The following is a 15,969-nucleotide window of genomic DNA, read 5'->3' on the forward strand; positions in this document are numbered from 1 at the left end:
TTTTTAAACTTATCAAATAAAACCCAACTTAATCAATTCAACCAAGTCATTGTTTTATCAGAAGTTTTAATCTTCATCACCGCCGATGGATGTGCATTCTACAGCATTTCACATCCGTTGCAACACCTTTTTTATGATTTATTTTACGCATGTCGCTTTTTTGAACACATAAACATTCTTTTGTATTATTATTGGGCTATATACGCCCTATTTCATATAATAAAACGTATATAAACCCAATTTTCATTCCATTTAATTTAAGACATTTTTGATTTCGTATGGTTGTTTTTAAAAAAACTGCCTATTTAATAATGGCGTGCTCCATTTCACCCTTATTATATGCAGCTCCCACAGCAAATATTTTCACAACCACTTTCTCTATTTTGAGTTATGCCAAGTGGGAAACCACTTCACCCAAATTTTGCGTGATTAATAATTCAAGTTTAGTCAATGATTTTAAAAAACTTGCGCCAACCCACAGCACTTATAAAATTACAGCCATCAATGTGATTGACATCAAATCTAGTCATTGCCAAGTTTTATTTTTTTCCAATCTATCAGCAAAAGAAGAACAAAGTATTTTAAACAACCATGTTAATTTCCCCGCCCTCTCTCTAAGTAGTAACAATAGTGAGTGTGAGTCGGGCAGTGCATTTTGTTTGTATAAAAAAAATCAGAGTTATTCGTTTAAAATTAATATGGAAAGCTTAACGCAGTCACAAATACATATTGATCCACGTGTTTTATTACTGGCGAAGTCCTCGGAGTCAGCTGAATGAAACAACTCTATAACCCAATTACATTACACCAATTATTTACGCGTTCGCAGCTCACTATCTTTGCTTTAACTTTTACGATTTGTTCTGCGATTTTTTTGGTTATTTCCACTTATACTATGCATACCTATGCAAAAAATAGCTTAACGATTTTATCAAATGCGATAAACGAACGTGTTCAACCCGCTGTGGTGTTTAATGACCAAACAACGATGCGTCAAATTTTAAACGAATACACTCAATTGTATCCCATTCGATCGATAGAAATTACCAACCTTCAAAATGCGTCGCTTGCTCATGCTGAGCAAAAAGAAATTTCAACATTTTCCAGCCAAGCGATTTTAGATTATTTCTTTTTTAGCCAACCGATTCGCTTAGATATTCATCATGATCAGAAAAATTACGGCGAACTGGTCGTATATGGAAACTCTTCAGATTTAGTTAGTTTCTTCCATAAAATTTTATTGGGTTTATTTTTAGGTTTTATACTTTTATTGGCTACCGTGTTTTGGTCGGTGAATTCTGTTTATCAATACTTAATGCAATCCGTTCGCTCGATTGTTGAATCAGCTCAAACCATTAGCATTAAGAAAGATTATAAAATGCGGGTTTCAAACTCTGATATTCAAGAATTACACGCACTCAGTACCGCCTTTAATGGTTTACTTAGTGAAATTGAACAGTCAAATAAAAACTTGATTTCAGAAAATGACAAGCTAATTCATCTAGCACGTCATGATGCATTAACCCAATTGCCAAATCGTAATTATTTTTATGAAAAGCTGTTTGAGCTATTTGACTTACAAGCGAACGCTGCTGTGTTCTTTGTCGATATTGAAAACTTTAAACATGTGAATGAACAATATGGACACTTAGCTGGAGATGCAGTACTGCGTGCCTCATCACATTGTTTAAAACAAGCACTACCAGATGATGCTTTCGTTGCACGACTCGGTGGTGATGAATTTGCAATTATTATCAATCGTTTAAATGTCCTAACAGAACTCGAGGTCTTTTGTCACAAAATACATGAATGCTATGGTTCAACATTTGTTTATGAGCAACATAATATTACATTACAAGCTAATATTGGTGTGGCACTGATCCAAAATGCGAAATCGCCAGAAGATCTAATCGCTGATGCGGATCGCGCCATGTATGATGCTAAACTTTCTAATAATCATTGGTGCATTGCACTTCAACGCCCCAACTCATAGGAGTTGCTATGTTAAAGAACGCATTTAAAGTTTTATTTATACTTGCATTCACGGCTACTATGACAGCCTGCATGAGTTTAGGTAACTTAAGCTATAAACAAGCACGTATGCTTAAAAAAGAAGGTTTTGTCTTGACCAATGATGGTTGGACACTTGCCCTACCAGAACGACTTTTATTTGGTTTTGATGATTATCAAATACAACCTCACCAACAAGTCAAGTTAAATACCCTCGCCACTCAACTGATTAAATATGATCTAAACAAAATTAAGTTTATTGGTCATACGGATAATGTTGGACAAGCCAATTACAACCAACAACTTTCAGAAAAACGTGCGCAAAGCGTCGCAAACGTCTTTTTAAAGCAAGGTTATAACAGTTCAAATATTCAAATTATTGGCCGTGGTGCTGAACAACCTATGGTTTCTAATGACACCGAAACCAATCGTGCCATCAACCGTCGTGTAAATGTCACGATCATTCCCTAAATAGCGAAATTTGGAAAAGCCACCTTATGGTGGCTTTTTTATTGTGTTTATAAATTTTAGGCATAAAAAAACCGCTATATGCGGCATCCTTTACAGTATTGTTTTTGAAATAAATGGTCGGAGCAGTAGGATTCGAACCTACGACCCCCTGGTCCCAAACCAGGTGCACTACCAGGCTGTGCTATGCTCCGCTTTCAACTTTAAAAGTTGGGGTGAATGATGGGATTCGAACCCACGACAACCGGAATCACAATCCGGGGCTCTACCAACTGAGCTACATCCACCATCATGTTCTTGCTTGTGAATAACCAATATAACGCATTTTAAATTACAGGCATAAAAAAACCGCTGTATGCGGTATCTTTTATCGACCGTTTTCTTTGAGAAAATGGTCGGAGCAGTAGGATTCGAACCTACGACCCCCTGGTCCCAAACCAGGTGCACTACCAGGCTGTGCTATGCTCCGAATTGGGGTGAATGATGGGATTCGAACCCACGACAACCGGAATCACAATCCGGGGCTCTACCAACTGAGCTACATCCACCATCACAACAAGTTTCAGATTCTAGTATCAGAACACCATTAAAATGGCGCGCCTGACAGGATTCGAACCTGTGACCATCCGCTTAGAAGGCGGATGCTCTATCCAACTGAGCTACAGGCGCATTACCGATGACATAGACTATCACGCGATTTTTGCCTTGAGAAATTGGTCGGAGCAGTAGGATTCGAACCTACGACCCCCTGGTCCCAAACCAGGTGCACTACCAGGCTGTGCTATGCTCCGTTTCATCTCAGCTTTCGCTGTATCGCATATCGTGCGGTACGGTGTGCATTCTAGGCGTGACGTTGATTAACGTCAACACCTATCTTCAAAAAAACATAAAAAATCATTTCAAGCGATTATTTATCAAGCACTTTAATCATTTTTCAAGCAAAAATTAACGTTTTAAACTGGCACTGAAATTCAACATCCGATCTAAAGGCAATTTAGCACGTTCAGCCAATGCCGGATCTACAAAAATTTCCTGATCGCCTTTTTGTAAAACTTCGAGAATGCCATCTAATTCATTCATCGCCATCCAAGGGCAATGCGCACATGAACGACAAGTCGCTCCCTCACCTGCCGTCGGTGCTTCGATGAGAATTTTATTCGGCACAGCTTGCTGCATTTTATAAAAAATACCGCGATCTGTTGCCACGATTAAACGTTCGTGTGGCAAGGTTTGTGCAGCCTTAATCAATTGCGAGGTGCTACCGACGGCATCTGCAATATCCACCACAGATTCTGGTGACTCTGGATGTACCAAAACTGCTGCATCAGGATACAGCGCTTTCATATTGGCAATACCACGTGCACGAAACTCTTCATGGACAATACATGCCCCATCCCATAGCAACATGTCTGCACCGGTTTTCTTTTGAATATAGCGACCGAGATGCTGATCGGGTGCCCAAATAATTTTTTCACCTAAACTATCTAAATGCTCAACAATTTCAACAGCACAGCTCGAGGTTACCACCCAATCTGCACGCGCTTTCACTGCCGCCGAGGTATTGGCATATACCACAACCGTATGATCCGGATGTGCATCGCAAAATTTGGTAAATTCATCGACAGGACAACCCAAATCAAGTGAGCATGTTGCCTCTAGAGTAGGCATCAGTACGGTTTTCTCAGGAGATAAAATCTTCGAGGTCTCCCCCATGAATTTCACTCCTGCAACCACCAACGTCGTTGCTTCATGATCCCGACCAAAACGTGCCATTTCAAGTGAATCCGAAACGCATCCACCGGCCTGTTCTGCTAGTTCCTGCACTTCAGGATCACAGTAATAGTGTGCAACAAGGACAGCGTTACGTTTTTTGAGTTCCGCTTTAATTAATTCAAACTTTTCAAGCTTTGCAGCTTCCGTTAAGTGATGCTCTTTAACATCACCCAAACGATCCAAATGCGCTTGTACAATTGATTTTGCTTCATTTGCAATTAAGTTGTTTGCATTATTCATCACAACGTCTTCTCTACCCTTAATGCCTGCTACTACACAGGTGCTTCACAACTGACCCATAAATATGGCACTTGGCTATTTTTTACCGGTCATTAAAAAGTTCCACTTATAAAAAAGCCTCACAACGGAGGCTTTTCAAAAACATCAAATATTTTATGAACGGTAATCTGCGTTAATCTTGACATAATCATACGACAGGTCACAGGTATACACAGTATCTCGCGCACTGCCACGTCCTAAATCTACACGGATCGTGATCTCAGATTTCTCCATCTCTGCAGCCCCTGCTGCTTCGGTATAATCTGCTGCGGCACCACCGTCTTTACAGATTTGAACATCACCTAACCAGACCTGAATTTTTTCAACATCTAAGTTTGGCACACCTGCATAACCAATAGCTGCCAAAATACGCCCCCAGTTTGGATCTGATGCGAAGATTGCAGTTTTAACCAACGGTGAATGTGCAATGCTATAAGCAATATCACAACATTCTTGAGTATCTGCGCCGCCTTCTACCGCCACAGTAATAAACTTCGTCGCACCTTCACCATCACGGACAATGAGCTGTGCAAGACGCTTCATTACACGTGTTAACACGTCTAAAACAGCAGCATAACGTGAATCTGATTCTGAAGTAATTTCTACGCCACCAGCTTGGCCCGTTGCAATCAAAATACATGAGTCATTGGTCGAAGTGTCACCATCCACCGTAATACGGTTAAACGACAGGTTAACTGTGGTTTTCAAAAGCTGTTGCACCAGCTCACGGCTAATGGGTGCATCAGTTGCCACATAGCTCAACATGGTCGCCATATTTGGACGAATCATGCCTGCGCCTTTAGAAATGCCTGTCATAGTATACAGAACGCCATCTAACTCAAATTGTTCAGATGCACCTTTAGGTGTTGTATCTGTGGTCATAATGCCCGTTGCCGCATCCAACCATGCATCTTCCTGCAAACTATCTAATGCGGGTTGCAAGCCTTGAACCAAACGATCAATAGGTAATTGCTCACCAATTACACCTGTTGAAAATGGAAGAACTTCTGTATTTTGAACACCTGCTAGTTCTGCCAGTTTCGCACACGTCGCCTCAGCATTTGCCATGCCGATTTTGCCAGTACCGGCATTGGCATTTCCGGTATTAATCACCAAATAACGTGGATTACCTGCCAATAAGTGTGCTTTCGAAATATGAACAGGCGCGGCACAAAATGCATTTTGAGTAAATACGCCTGCAACATTAGAACCTTTAGCAAATTCAAAAATGACAAGGTCACGTCGGTTCTGATAGCGCACATATGCTTCAGCCGAACCGATTTTTACACCTTTCACCACATGCATCTGTGGCATAGATACGTCACCAACTGCCATTTTTCAACGTCCAACTATATGAGTTATAAAAAATACAGCTTAGTGCAAAATCTATAAAAAATCGAGCAGAAGCACGGTTTTGCTGTAATTTTATTGTGGATTTCTTTTGCACATAAAAAAACCAGCCTTTCGACTGGTCTTTATCGCTGTTCGTCGTAAATTAGTTACGCGCCAGCTGAGTTGCTTCATCAAGAAGCACTTGTTTCGCTTTTTGTTGACTCGCAGCAGAAAGGGCTGGGTTTTCAGCCACAATACGGTCAGCATTCGCCGCATTGGCTGCTGCAATTTTTGCAGTTTGCAATACGATCGGACGATTTGGATTGGCAAAGGTATAACGAATACCCGTACGCGGGCTTGCTACAGTCACTTGACCGTCAGTACCAATCTGTACTTGAGTTGTTGTTGGACCAACTGCTTGTTGAACTTTCTCTACAGAAGTCGTCTGAGGAGCGTTTGCAAAGGTAAAAGTTGGCAAAGCCAAAGCAGCAATCATGAACGGTTTTAGTACTTTTTTCATTGTCTTTTCCGTCTTACGGTTATTGATAGAAACTAAATAACATTTAATCCGCTGCACTGCAAATACTATTCAGGTCAGATCAGCTGAGTAAATAAAAAATCAGAGCGCGATGGCTCTGATTTATATGAAATTAAACAATGCTGTTTAAATTTTACCGTGACATTGTTTATATTTTAGACCTGAACCGCATGGGCACGGTGAGTTACGACTTTCTGGCGGAACAATCACTTGCTCTGCAGGTGTATATTGCGCATCGATAACATCATTACCGTTGGCTTCAGCCAACAAATTATCAAAGTCATTGTGTGACAATTGAAGATTCATTGATTCAGCTTGAGCCTGTTTTTGAGCTTCCATTTCTGCAAGCTCTTCGGCTGTAGGCACATGAATACGAGATAAATCTGTCACGACATCTGACTTAATCACAGCAAGCATGTTTACAAATAAATTAAAGGCTTCTTTTTTGTATTCTTGCTCAGGATTTTTCTGCGCATAACCACGTAAATGAATCCCTTGACGTAAGTAATCCATTGCTGCCAAATGCTCTTTCCAATGGCGGTCCAATGAATTTAACATAAAGTGACGTTCGAGCATTGCAGCCGTTTCGTCACCCATTTGCGTACGACGTGAACGGTAGTGCTGAAGAACTTCATCAGTAATACGTTCAACCAAAGCTTCTTCATCCAAACGACGATCTTGCTCTAACCACTGCGAAATTGGCAATTCAATCGATAGATCTTCACGTAGCGCCTTTTCAAGACCTTCTATATCCCACTGATCGTGAATAGACTCAGGTGGAATATATACTTCGATCATGCCTTTAGTCACATCCTGAATCATCGTTTCGATGTAATCTTGTAAAGACGGTTCAACAAGAATTTCATCACGTTGCGAGTAAATAATCTTACGTTGTTCGTTGTTTACGTCATCGTATTTCAATAGATTTTTACGAATATCGAAGTTACGTGCTTCAACTTTACGTTGTGCATTTTCAATCGAGCGTGAAACCATTTTATGCTCAATGGCTTCATCTTCTTTCAGCCCCATGGCACGCATCATTGCAACTACGCGATCACCTGCGAAGATACGCATCAAGTCATCTTCAAGCGACAAGTAGAAACGTGACACACCTGGGTCACCTTGACGGCCCGCACGACCACGTAACTGGTTATCGATACGACGAGATTCATGACGTTCTGAACCGATAATATGTAAACCGCCAGAGTTCAGCACCATTTCATGATTTTGTTCCCACTCTGCTTTCAAACGTGCTTCGTCTGCTTCAGTCGGCTCTTCAATCTTCGCCAGCAACGCTTTCCAGTTACCACCTAACAGAATATCAGTACCACGACCAGCCATGTTAGTCGCAATGGTCACTGCACGAGGTGAACCTGCTTGCGCAATAATATCCGCTTCGCGCTCATGTTGTTTCGCATTAAGTACTTCATGTTGAATACCAGCTTCTTTCAGCTTATCTGATAAAATTTCAGAGGCTTCAATGGTTGCTGTACCAATCAGAATCGGCGCAACACCCGCTTCATGAATACGTTGAATTTCTTGAATGATGGCGTTGTATTTACCTTCACGGTTTAAATAGATTAAATCGTTTTGGTCATTACGAATCATTGGGCGATGGGTTGGAATAAGTACAACATCCAAGCCATAAATTTCTTTCATCTCTGCAGCTTCAGTATCTGCAGTACCCGTCATACCCGATAATTTTTTGTATAGACGGAAATAGTTCTGGAATGTTGTAGTTGCTAAAGTTTGGTTTTCAGGCTGAATTTCCAAACCTTCTTTTGCTTCTACTGCTTGATGCAAACCTTCTGACCAACGGCGACCCGGCATGGTACGACCAGTGTTTTCATCGACAATGATCACTTCACCTTCGTGGATGATGTAATGCACGTTGCGTTGGTATAGGTAATGCGCACGAATGGCCGCAGAAACATGGTGTACCAAGTTTAAATTAGCAGATGAATATAAACTTTCACCTTCAGCAAGCAAGCCCATTTGAATCAATTCAGCTTCAACAGTTTCATAACCGACTTCGGTCATTTCTACAGAGCGCTGTTTTTCGTCAATCCAGAAGTGACCACCATCTGGTACCTTCTCTTCTTTTTGTGCATGAAGTTTTGGTGGAATGCTGTTAATGGCAGCATACAACTGAGATGAGTCTTCTGATTGACCAGAAATGATCAACGGTGTACGCGCTTCATCAATCAGGATCGAATCGACCTCATCGATGATGGCATAGGTTAAGCTGCGCTGTTTTTTCTCAGCAGCAGAAAACACCATGTTGTCACGCAAGTAATCGAAACCGAATTCGTTGTTGGTACCGTAAGTAATGTCAGCTCGATACGCTTGAGCTTTTTCAGTTGAGTCTTGCATTGAGTAAATAATCCCAATGCTTAAACCTAAAAATTCGAATAATGGACGGTTTAACTCAGCATCTCGCTGTGCGAGATAGTCGTTCACCGTAATCACGTGAACACCTTCACCACTAATCGCATTGAGGTAACAAGCAAGCGTTCCCATGAGGGTTTTACCTTCACCGGTACGCATCTCTGCGATCTTACCTTCATGTAAAGTAATACCACCAATCAGCTGTACGTCATAATGACGCATGCCCATGACACGCTTCGCAGCTTCACGACAAACAGCAAACGCTTCAGGTAATAATTTATCAAGGCTGTCGCCTTTTTTATAACGTTCTTTGAATTCTTCAGTTTTTGCAGATAAGTCTGCATCGCTTAGAACAGATATCGTCGGCTCGAGCGCATTTATCTTCTCTACGATTTTACGCATGCGTTTGAGTTCGCGCTCATTTTTGGTACCGAAGATTCCTCCGATCAGACTTGCCAACATGAATAGACTCTCTAAATCTTGCTTGTCAAATGAATATATTTTCTTAGTCGTTATTATGGTGCTAGAAATTCGAAGTACAAGGGTTTTGCACAAAAATCCCCTTAAATATTCTGCGCTCGGGTTCTAGCCCCGGAGACTTAAGGCAAGCTAATGTAACAAATTTTCTGCAGACAACATAGTGACTCTGTCGTGAGATATTTCGCATTTATCCCCCAATAAAACTGTTTTATATAAAATATATTCATAAAGAAATGAAAAAACACTATTTTTAATCATAAAAAAAATCCTTCATATTTATTTTCAAGTTAAACAAATTCAATAAATACGGGGATATTCCATGACGATTCGTTTAGGTGATACTGCACCAGACTTTACTCAAGACTCAAGCGAAGGCAGCATTCATTTTTATGACTTCTTAGGTGACAGTTGGGGCATTTTATTTTCGCATCCTGCCGATTACACCCCAGTCTGCACCACAGAACTTGGATTTACCGCAAAACTAAAAGATGAATTTAGCAAACGTGGTGTCAAGGCCATTGCCCTGTCTGTTGATGATGTTGAGTCGCATCATGGTTGGATTAATGACATTAATAATACTCAAAATACCACGGTGAACTTCCCGATCATTGCAGACAAAGACCGTAAAGTGTCTACCCTTTATGATTTCATTCACCCCAATGCCAGCGAAACATTAACTGTTCGCTCTTTGGTAATCATTGATCCCAATAAAAAAGTCCGTTTAATCATTACTTATCCTGCATCGACGGGCCGTAATTTCCATGAAATTTTACGTGTCATTGACTCTTTGCAACTGACAGACAACCATAAAGTTGCAACACCGGCCAACTGGCAACAAGGTGAAGATGTGGTGATTGTGCCGTCATTAAAAGATGAAGAGGAAATCAAACAACGCTTTCCTCAAGGATATAACGCAGTTACGCCTTACCTTCGTTTAACGCCTCAACCTAAGTGAGGATAAAACGGAGCATTACGCTGTCCGAGCGCAAGATAAGAAGCTCTGCTGTGAGTGACCAAAGCGAAGGTACAAATTTAACTATTTTTAAGCGCAGCACCTAAGCAAACTAAGTATCATAACCATAGTTAATATAGTTTTCCCCCTTCAGAACGAATGACGAGCCTGTTCTGGCATTCTCCAACCTGCTCATCTCCGGATGAGCTTTTTTTGATTACAAATTCCTCTCAGGGATTAGATTGGTTAAACATCACAATTCCGTTATAACTAAGAAAACTTGAAAATAACAAACCGTGATTCATCAAATTCATCATTTACATTGTGGTAGTTTTTGTCCAACGTGTGCCCCTTTATTTGGACAGAAAGGGTTTCGCGCACATTTGGTCTGTCATTGCCTGCTCATTGAAACTGATAAAGGGCTCGTCTTAGTCGATACAGGACTGGGCTTACAAGATTATTTACATCCACAAAATCGTTTAGGTCGGTTTATTTCACGCACAGCACAGATCAAATTTAATCCGCAACTGAGTGCGACTCATCAAATTCAAAAATTAGGCTATAAGGCTCAAGATGTTCAACACATTTTGTTGTCACACTTAGATTTTGATCATGCTGGCGGGATCTCTGATTTTCCGCAGGCGACCGTGCATGTGCTAGCCAGTGAATATAACGCCACTCAAAATCTTCACAGCCTTAAATCACGACTGCGCTATCGACCACAGCAGTTCCAACAGCATCGTTATTGGAACTTTATTGAAAGCATCGGGACTAAAGCATGGTTTAACTTAGAGCACACTGCCAGTCTATCTATTTTTCAAGAGGAAATTTTAATGCTCCCGCTTTTGGGACATACCGCGGGTCATGCCGGTATTGCAATAAAAAATAACCAGCGCTGGTTGTTATATTGTGGCGATGCTTATTACTCACATCATCAATTAAATCCAAATTTTCATTCGCGGGCCTTAAATCAGCTTGAGCGTTTATTTGCGACCGACAATACACAGCGACTGCACTCCCTTCATAAGATTCAGCAGTTAGCGCAGCATCCGGACATCGATCTCATCTGTGCACATGACCCATTCGAATTCGCTCGCTATCAGAATACAAGCTATGACCGCTAAAATCCTACCAATGATCCTACTCAGTGTTAGCTTCAGCTTCACGGGTTGCATGACATCAAATCCATTACCGTTAAATGAACGTCCTCAGCATTGGGGGAAAGTCGTTCATCAACAGCATAATTTTTATCAAATCAGCCCAACGCTATTTCGCAGTGAATAACCTGATACAGATCTCGCCCCTTTTCTACGAGAACAGCACATCGATGTGATCATAAATTTACGTTCACGGCACCATGACCCAGAACGCTTAAAAAATGCTATTGATATGCAAAAGATTAATTTTGTACATATTCCGATACACACGTGGCAAATCGATCGTGAAGATTTACTGACGGTGATGAAAACCATAAAAGAAGCTGAACAACAGCAGCAAAAAGTGTTAATCCATTGCTACCACGGCTCAGACCGTACAGGAGCGAGTGTGGCCATGTACCGTATTATTTTTCAGCATTGGTCCATTGAGGAAGCAAAACGTGAAATGAAACAAGGTGGCTATGGCTTCCACCCTATTTGGAAAAATATTGACCGTTTATTCAGCCCTGAAAATGTAAAATGGATTCAGCAGCAACTACTGAATCCATCTTATTAAAGGTCATTCCTCAAATAAACTTAGCGTTTATCGAGTGGTACCCAATCAATCACCCAAGCCGATTTCATATTCAAACTTGCATCTGAATTGATCTTTTTACGTGTTGCGTCCGCAGCATCACGGTCCTTCGAAGGACCGACCATAATACGAATGCCTTTAGATGTCGGACTCTTCGTCACTTTATAGCCTTTTGCACGTAATTTTGCAGCGACGGCATCTGCATTGGCTTCATTGGCAGCCAGTGCAACTTGCACCATCCATTGCTTATCGCCATTTTCCAACAGATCACGTGCTTTTTCAGCTTCAGCTTTTTTCTTAGCTTCTGCTTTACGCTTTTCTTCTGCCTTGTGTTTTTCTTCGGCTTTACGCTTTTCTTCAGCTTGTTGCTTCGCTTCGGCTGCTTTCTTATCTGCTGCTTTTTTCTCAGCTTCAGCATGTGCTTTACGTTCAGCTTCTTTTTGAGCATCCGCTTTACGTTTTGCTTCGGCTTTTTGTTTATCTGCTGCGATACGTGCCTGATCAGCCTTTTGCTGCGCCGACTGAGTCTCTAACTTTTTTTGAGCCGCCAACTTATCCTCAGCTAAACGCTTTTGCTTAGCTTTTTCATCTTCAACCAATTCGGGAGGAATATTATCCGAACTTTGTTGAGCTGAACGATGTGCGTTTAAAGCCGCATATTCTTCTGCTGCTTTACGTGCTGCATCCGCTTCCGCTTGTTGTTGCATCGCTAAAAACTCTGCTGCACGTGCTTCTTGCTCCGCAACCGATTTTTCACGGGTACGTCGTTGTTCTTCGAGCAAGCGCTTTTCAGTTTCAACATCAACTGTCAATGATGACATTTTACCCGCACCCTGACCTTGTTGCTCAACTTGAGCCATTTCAGGGGTTTGGCTTTGATTTTGATGTATTTCTTCTTTGCCTTTAAGTAAAAGTGCGGCCAGCAGTACACCACCACCTAATAAAACAACACCACCCATCCAGCGTTGTTTGTTATTCATTGACATTCTTCCAGATACTCCCATACCGCTTCTAAGGTATGAAATGAACCACATACCAGAATCAGCTGATTATTCTTTGTTTCTTCCAGCGCGGACTTAAAAGCTAATTGCACATTGTCATAATGTTCTACGACTTGATGCTGCAGTGCGCTATCCAATTGTGTGATAGATGCCGCACGTGGCACATTTAATTGTGCAATTTTCCACATTCTTACCGTATCTTTCAATAAGTTAACGACAGAATTTATGTCTTTATCAGTCAGCATGGAGAAAACGCTGATCACTTCTGTGTATTGTTTATTGTACTGGAGGAAATTTCGCAATTGCTTTAACAAAAATTCAACACCATGCGGGTTATGTCCCGCATCGAAAATCACCGTTTTACCTGCAATTTCTCTAACTTCAAAACGGCCTTGTAACTTGGCATTATTAATCCCCTGAGCGATCGACTGCTGAGAGACCACCAAACCACTGGCCAATATTGCTGCTACAGCCGTAGAGATATTTTCGAGCGCCAAAGAACCAACGGGCAGTTTTAAAGTTGTACCTGATGAAGCAAACATCCAAGATTGTCCGTCATCACTGTACTGATAAAAATAATCACGATTGAGTACATGTAAAGCAGCTTGGCAATCTTCTGCTTTTTGACGAATGGCTTCAGGCAGTACTTGCTGTCCACCAAAAATCACGGGAATATTCGGACGAATAATCCCAGCTTTCTCAAAAGCAATTTTTTCAATGGTGTCGCCCAACCAATCGGTATGGTCTAAACCAATATTGGTAATCACTGCAACATCTGGATCGACGACATTGACCACATCAAGTCGACCGCCAAGGCCCACTTCGAGGACCCATACATCGCAATGTTGCTGTTTAAAAATAACAAAAGCGGCCAAAGTGGTCGCTTCAAAAAAAGATAAACTTAATTCACATTCACGACGCGCCTGATCAACAGCTACAAAAGCATCAATCAGGGTTTGGTCAGCCACTTCAACACCTTGAAGCTTTACACGTTCATTGAATCGATAGATATGCGGTGATTGGTATAGCCCCACGTTATAACCTTGGGCATTTAAAATCGCAGCCAAAGTGGTCGTGGTTGAACCTTTACCGTTTGTTCCCGCGACCGTCAGCACTTTCGCATCAGGCTGGGTTACACCGAGTCGTTCCGCAACAGGAATCACCCGTTCCAGACCTAAATCAATACCCGTAACATGAACATGGCTCCAATAATCGAGCCATGTGTTTAAAGAATCAGTTGCAAGTGGTGCTGTGTTCAAGGCAAGTTCATCAATTTCGCTACAATACGATAAACTGTATCACGTAATGCATGACGGTGGACAATTTGATCGACTACACCATGATCAAGCAAGTATTCTGCACGTTGGAACGGTTCTTCCAATTTTTCACGTACAGTTTGCTCAATCACACGCTTACCAGCAAAACCAATCATGGCTTTCGGTTCAGCCAAGTGAACATCACCGAGCATTGCCAATGATGCAGTCACACCACCATAGACTGGATGTGTCAGCACCACTAGATAAGGCAAGCCAGCATCTTTCATTTTTTGGATGGCAGCAGAAGTACGCGCCATTTGCATGAGTGACAACATGCCTTCTTGCATACGTGCACCGCCAGAGGCAGCGAAGCAAATAAGCGGTTGTTTTGCTTTAATCGCAAGTTCAGCCGCTTGAACAAAACGGTCACCAACCACAGTGCCCATTGAACCGCCCATGAAATCAAATTCGAAAGCAGTCGCAATCATTGGAATGCCTTTCAGCGTTCCTTGCATCACCACTAAAGCTTCTGTTTCACCGGTTTTCTTCTGCGCTTCAGACATACGGTCTGGATACGCTTTGCTATCTACAAATTTAAGTGGATCTTTGGCTTTAAATTCTTGACCCAATTCTTTTTGTACTTGGTCAAAGAACCAGTTCAAACGATCACGCGCTTTCATTCGCAAGTGTTCATCACACTGTGGACAAACGTAGGCATTAAATGACATTGCAGTACGAGTCACAAGTGCATGACACTCAGGACATTCAATCGTCGGCTCAGTAAATGTCGCCTTTAATGCTTGCTGTTCATCAGGTACATGAATACCTGGTACCGCACGCTCTGTCCATGGCGTAGATGCGCTCAGAATTTTGCCTGTTTTTGCGTCTTGACTCATACTAACTCATCGAGCGCAGCTCGAAGCTCCTTCACTTTATTCACTGTTTCGATTACAGCTTGTTCTGGCGCTAAGTTTGCAAATTGTTTAACAAAAGCACTACCTACAATCACCGCATCTGCAGCCACACCCATGGCTTTCGCCGATGCTGCATCACTGATACCAAAGCCAACGCCAACTGGTACCTGAGTATACGATTTGATTTTTTGAATACGTGCCGCAGCTTCAGCAACGTCTAAAGTCGCTGCACCTGTCACACCTTTCAAAGAAACATAGTAGATAAATCCACTGGCTTGTTTCACCACATGCTGAATACGTTCATCAGTGGATGTTGGCGCAAGTAAGAAGATTTGATCCATGTCGTATTTTTTCAATACTGCATCTAGATCTTTTGCTTCTTCTGGTGGAAGGTCCACCAAGAGCACGCCATCTACACCGCATTCATGTGCATAGGCAACAAACTTTTCATAGCCGATTACTTCAACAGGGTTTAAATAGCCCATCAGTACTACTGGTGTTTCTGTATCGTTTTTACGGAACTCTTTCACCATGTTCAAGGCATCTAGAGTATTGGTTCCTGCAGCAAGCGCACGCTCAGCGGCAAGTGCAATAACAGGACCATCCGCCATTGGGTCTGAAAATGGAAGACCCAATTCGATCACATCTACACCTGCCTCAACCATTTGATGTAACAAAGGTACCGTTACTTGTGGATGAGGGTCACCAGCCATAACATAAGAAACCAAGGCCTTACGCTGTTGAGATTTAAGCGTTCCAAATCGAGTGGCTAAACGTGACATAGGGTTATACTTTCCTTGAATGAATCAAAACTATGATGTGGGTTTTGTCGAAATACAAGACATCG

At 41.7% G+C, this 15,969-nt stretch carries 13 protein-coding genes, 6 tRNA genes and 1 pseudogene; 6 read left to right on the forward strand and 14 right to left on the reverse strand.

Translation table 11 applies throughout. The features are described 5' to 3' along the window. Positions 1-278: 278 nt before the first annotated feature. The 3 genes from FTU75_RS15525 to FTU75_RS15535 are packed head-to-tail and all read left to right on the forward strand — an operon-like array spanning position 279 to position 2,481. Complete coding sequence (locus FTU75_RS15525) at positions 279-779, forward strand: YfiR family protein (protein ID WP_171319270.1); 501 nt, start codon at positions 279-281, stop codon at positions 777-779. Next, positions 776-1,993: a diguanylate cyclase domain-containing protein gene (locus FTU75_RS15530; protein WP_180116370.1), complete on the forward strand. Its 1,218-nt coding sequence runs from the start codon at positions 776-778 to the stop codon at positions 1,991-1,993. Before FTU75_RS15525 ends, FTU75_RS15530 begins: the two co-directional genes overlap by 4 nt. Positions 1,994-2,001: 8 nt before the next feature. After that, positions 2,002-2,481 (forward strand): OmpA family protein, encoded by a 480-nt coding sequence (locus FTU75_RS15535; protein ID WP_111885395.1) that lies wholly within the window; start codon positions 2,002-2,004, stop codon positions 2,479-2,481. A gap of 114 nt (positions 2,482-2,595) precedes the next feature. Here the strand turns inward: FTU75_RS15535 and FTU75_RS15540 are convergent. The 10 genes from FTU75_RS15540 to secA form a co-directional block, all read right to left on the reverse strand. After that, positions 2,596-2,672 (reverse strand) — tRNA-Pro (locus FTU75_RS15540). 17 nt (positions 2,673-2,689) lie between these two features. Further along, a tRNA-His gene (locus tag FTU75_RS15545) sits at positions 2,690-2,765 on the reverse strand. A gap of 105 nt (positions 2,766-2,870) precedes the next feature. Further along, positions 2,871-2,947 (reverse strand) — tRNA-Pro (locus tag FTU75_RS15550). A 3-nt stretch (positions 2,948-2,950) separates the two neighbouring features. Further along, positions 2,951-3,026, reverse strand: a tRNA-His gene (locus FTU75_RS15555). 44 nt (positions 3,027-3,070) lie between these two features. Next, a tRNA-Arg gene (locus FTU75_RS15560) sits at positions 3,071-3,147 on the reverse strand. Positions 3,148-3,192: 45 nt separating this feature from the next. Continuing rightward, positions 3,193-3,269, reverse strand: a tRNA-Pro gene (locus tag FTU75_RS15565). Between the two features lie 154 nt (positions 3,270-3,423). After that, complete coding sequence (gene nadA, locus FTU75_RS15570; RefSeq protein ID WP_180116371.1) at positions 3,424-4,491, reverse strand: quinolinate synthase NadA; 1,068 nt, start codon at positions 4,489-4,491, stop codon at positions 3,424-3,426. Positions 4,492-4,644: 153 nt separating this feature from the next. After that, positions 4,645-5,865, reverse strand: a complete 1,221-nt coding sequence (argJ, locus tag FTU75_RS15575) for a bifunctional glutamate N-acetyltransferase/amino-acid acetyltransferase ArgJ (RefSeq protein ID WP_111885393.1) — start codon at positions 5,863-5,865, stop codon at positions 4,645-4,647. 160 nt (positions 5,866-6,025) lie between these two features. Then, positions 6,026-6,382 (reverse strand): hypothetical protein, encoded by a 357-nt coding sequence (locus tag FTU75_RS15580; protein WP_180055834.1) that lies wholly within the window; start codon positions 6,380-6,382, stop codon positions 6,026-6,028. 144 nt (positions 6,383-6,526) lie between these two features. Beyond that, on the reverse strand, positions 6,527-9,250 hold the full coding sequence (gene secA / locus FTU75_RS15585) for a preprotein translocase subunit SecA (protein ID WP_180116372.1): 2,724 nt from the start codon (positions 9,248-9,250) through the stop codon (positions 6,527-6,529). Between the two features lie 337 nt (positions 9,251-9,587). On the opposite strand from secA, the gene FTU75_RS15590 reads away from it, so the two are divergent. From FTU75_RS15590 to FTU75_RS15600, 3 genes and pseudogenes are all read left to right on the forward strand, one after another. Then, complete coding sequence (locus FTU75_RS15590; protein WP_078194127.1) at positions 9,588-10,223, forward strand: peroxiredoxin; 636 nt, start codon at positions 9,588-9,590, stop codon at positions 10,221-10,223. A 293-nt stretch (positions 10,224-10,516) separates the two neighbouring features. Further along, positions 10,517-11,344, forward strand: a complete 828-nt coding sequence (locus tag FTU75_RS15595) for an MBL fold metallo-hydrolase (protein ID WP_180116373.1) — start codon at positions 10,517-10,519, stop codon at positions 11,342-11,344. Continuing rightward, positions 11,334-11,933, forward strand: a pseudogene (locus tag FTU75_RS15600) (dual specificity protein phosphatase family protein). The gene FTU75_RS15595 and the pseudogene FTU75_RS15600 overlap by 11 nt, the downstream one beginning before the upstream one ends. Positions 11,934-11,953: 20 nt before the next feature. On the opposite strand, the gene FTU75_RS15605 reads toward FTU75_RS15600, so the two are convergent. From FTU75_RS15605 to trpA, 4 genes are read right to left on the reverse strand one after another with little or no spacing between them, the layout of a single operon-like run. Next, positions 11,954-12,931 (reverse strand): SPOR domain-containing protein, encoded by a 978-nt coding sequence (locus FTU75_RS15605; RefSeq protein WP_078191218.1) that lies wholly within the window; start codon positions 12,929-12,931, stop codon positions 11,954-11,956. Further along, complete coding sequence (folC, locus tag FTU75_RS15610) at positions 12,928-14,211, reverse strand: bifunctional tetrahydrofolate synthase/dihydrofolate synthase (protein ID WP_180116374.1); 1,284 nt, start codon at positions 14,209-14,211, stop codon at positions 12,928-12,930. Before folC ends, FTU75_RS15605 begins: the two co-directional genes overlap by 4 nt. Then, positions 14,208-15,104: an acetyl-CoA carboxylase, carboxyltransferase subunit beta gene (gene accD, locus FTU75_RS15615; RefSeq protein ID WP_180005414.1), complete on the reverse strand. Its 897-nt coding sequence runs from the start codon at positions 15,102-15,104 to the stop codon at positions 14,208-14,210. The genes folC and accD overlap by 4 nt, the downstream gene beginning before the upstream one ends. Beyond that, positions 15,101-15,904 (reverse strand): tryptophan synthase subunit alpha, encoded by an 804-nt coding sequence (trpA, locus tag FTU75_RS15620; RefSeq protein ID WP_078191221.1) that lies wholly within the window; start codon positions 15,902-15,904, stop codon positions 15,101-15,103. Before trpA ends, accD begins: the two co-directional genes overlap by 4 nt. Between the last annotated feature and the right edge of the window lie 65 nt (positions 15,905-15,969).

Source organism: Acinetobacter sp. YH12140, assembly GCF_013418475.1.
GTDB classification, from domain to species: domain Bacteria; phylum Pseudomonadota; class Gammaproteobacteria; order Pseudomonadales; family Moraxellaceae; genus Acinetobacter; species Acinetobacter amyesii.

Excerpts from the sequence above, each read along its gene's own strand:
- FTU75_RS15605 (WP_078191218.1), bottom strand. The coding sequence starts at position 12,931 with ATGAATAACAAACAACGCTGGATGGGTGGTGTTGTTTTATTAGGTGGT.
- FTU75_RS15525 (WP_171319270.1), top strand. The coding sequence starts at position 279 with ATGGTTGTTTTTAAAAAAACTGCCTATTTAATAATGGCGTGCTCCATT.
- FTU75_RS15535 (WP_111885395.1), top strand. The coding sequence starts at position 2,002 with ATGTTAAAGAACGCATTTAAAGTTTTATTTATACTTGCATTCACGGCT.
- secA (WP_180116372.1), bottom strand. The coding sequence starts at position 9,250 with ATGTTGGCAAGTCTGATCGGAGGAATCTTCGGTACCAAAAATGAGCGC.
- FTU75_RS15580 (WP_180055834.1), bottom strand. The coding sequence starts at position 6,382 with ATGAAAAAAGTACTAAAACCGTTCATGATTGCTGCTTTGGCTTTGCCA.
- nadA (WP_180116371.1), bottom strand. The coding sequence starts at position 4,491 with ATGAATAATGCAAACAACTTAATTGCAAATGAAGCAAAATCAATTGTA.
- trpA (WP_078191221.1), bottom strand. The coding sequence starts at position 15,904 with ATGTCACGTTTAGCCACTCGATTTGGAACGCTTAAATCTCAACAGCGT.
- FTU75_RS15530 (WP_180116370.1), top strand. The coding sequence starts at position 776 with ATGAAACAACTCTATAACCCAATTACATTACACCAATTATTTACGCGT.
- accD (WP_180005414.1), bottom strand. The coding sequence starts at position 15,104 with ATGAGTCAAGACGCAAAAACAGGCAAAATTCTGAGCGCATCTACGCCA.
- FTU75_RS15590 (WP_078194127.1), top strand. The coding sequence starts at position 9,588 with ATGACGATTCGTTTAGGTGATACTGCACCAGACTTTACTCAAGACTCA.
- argJ (WP_111885393.1), bottom strand. The coding sequence starts at position 5,865 with ATGGCAGTTGGTGACGTATCTATGCCACAGATGCATGTGGTGAAAGGT.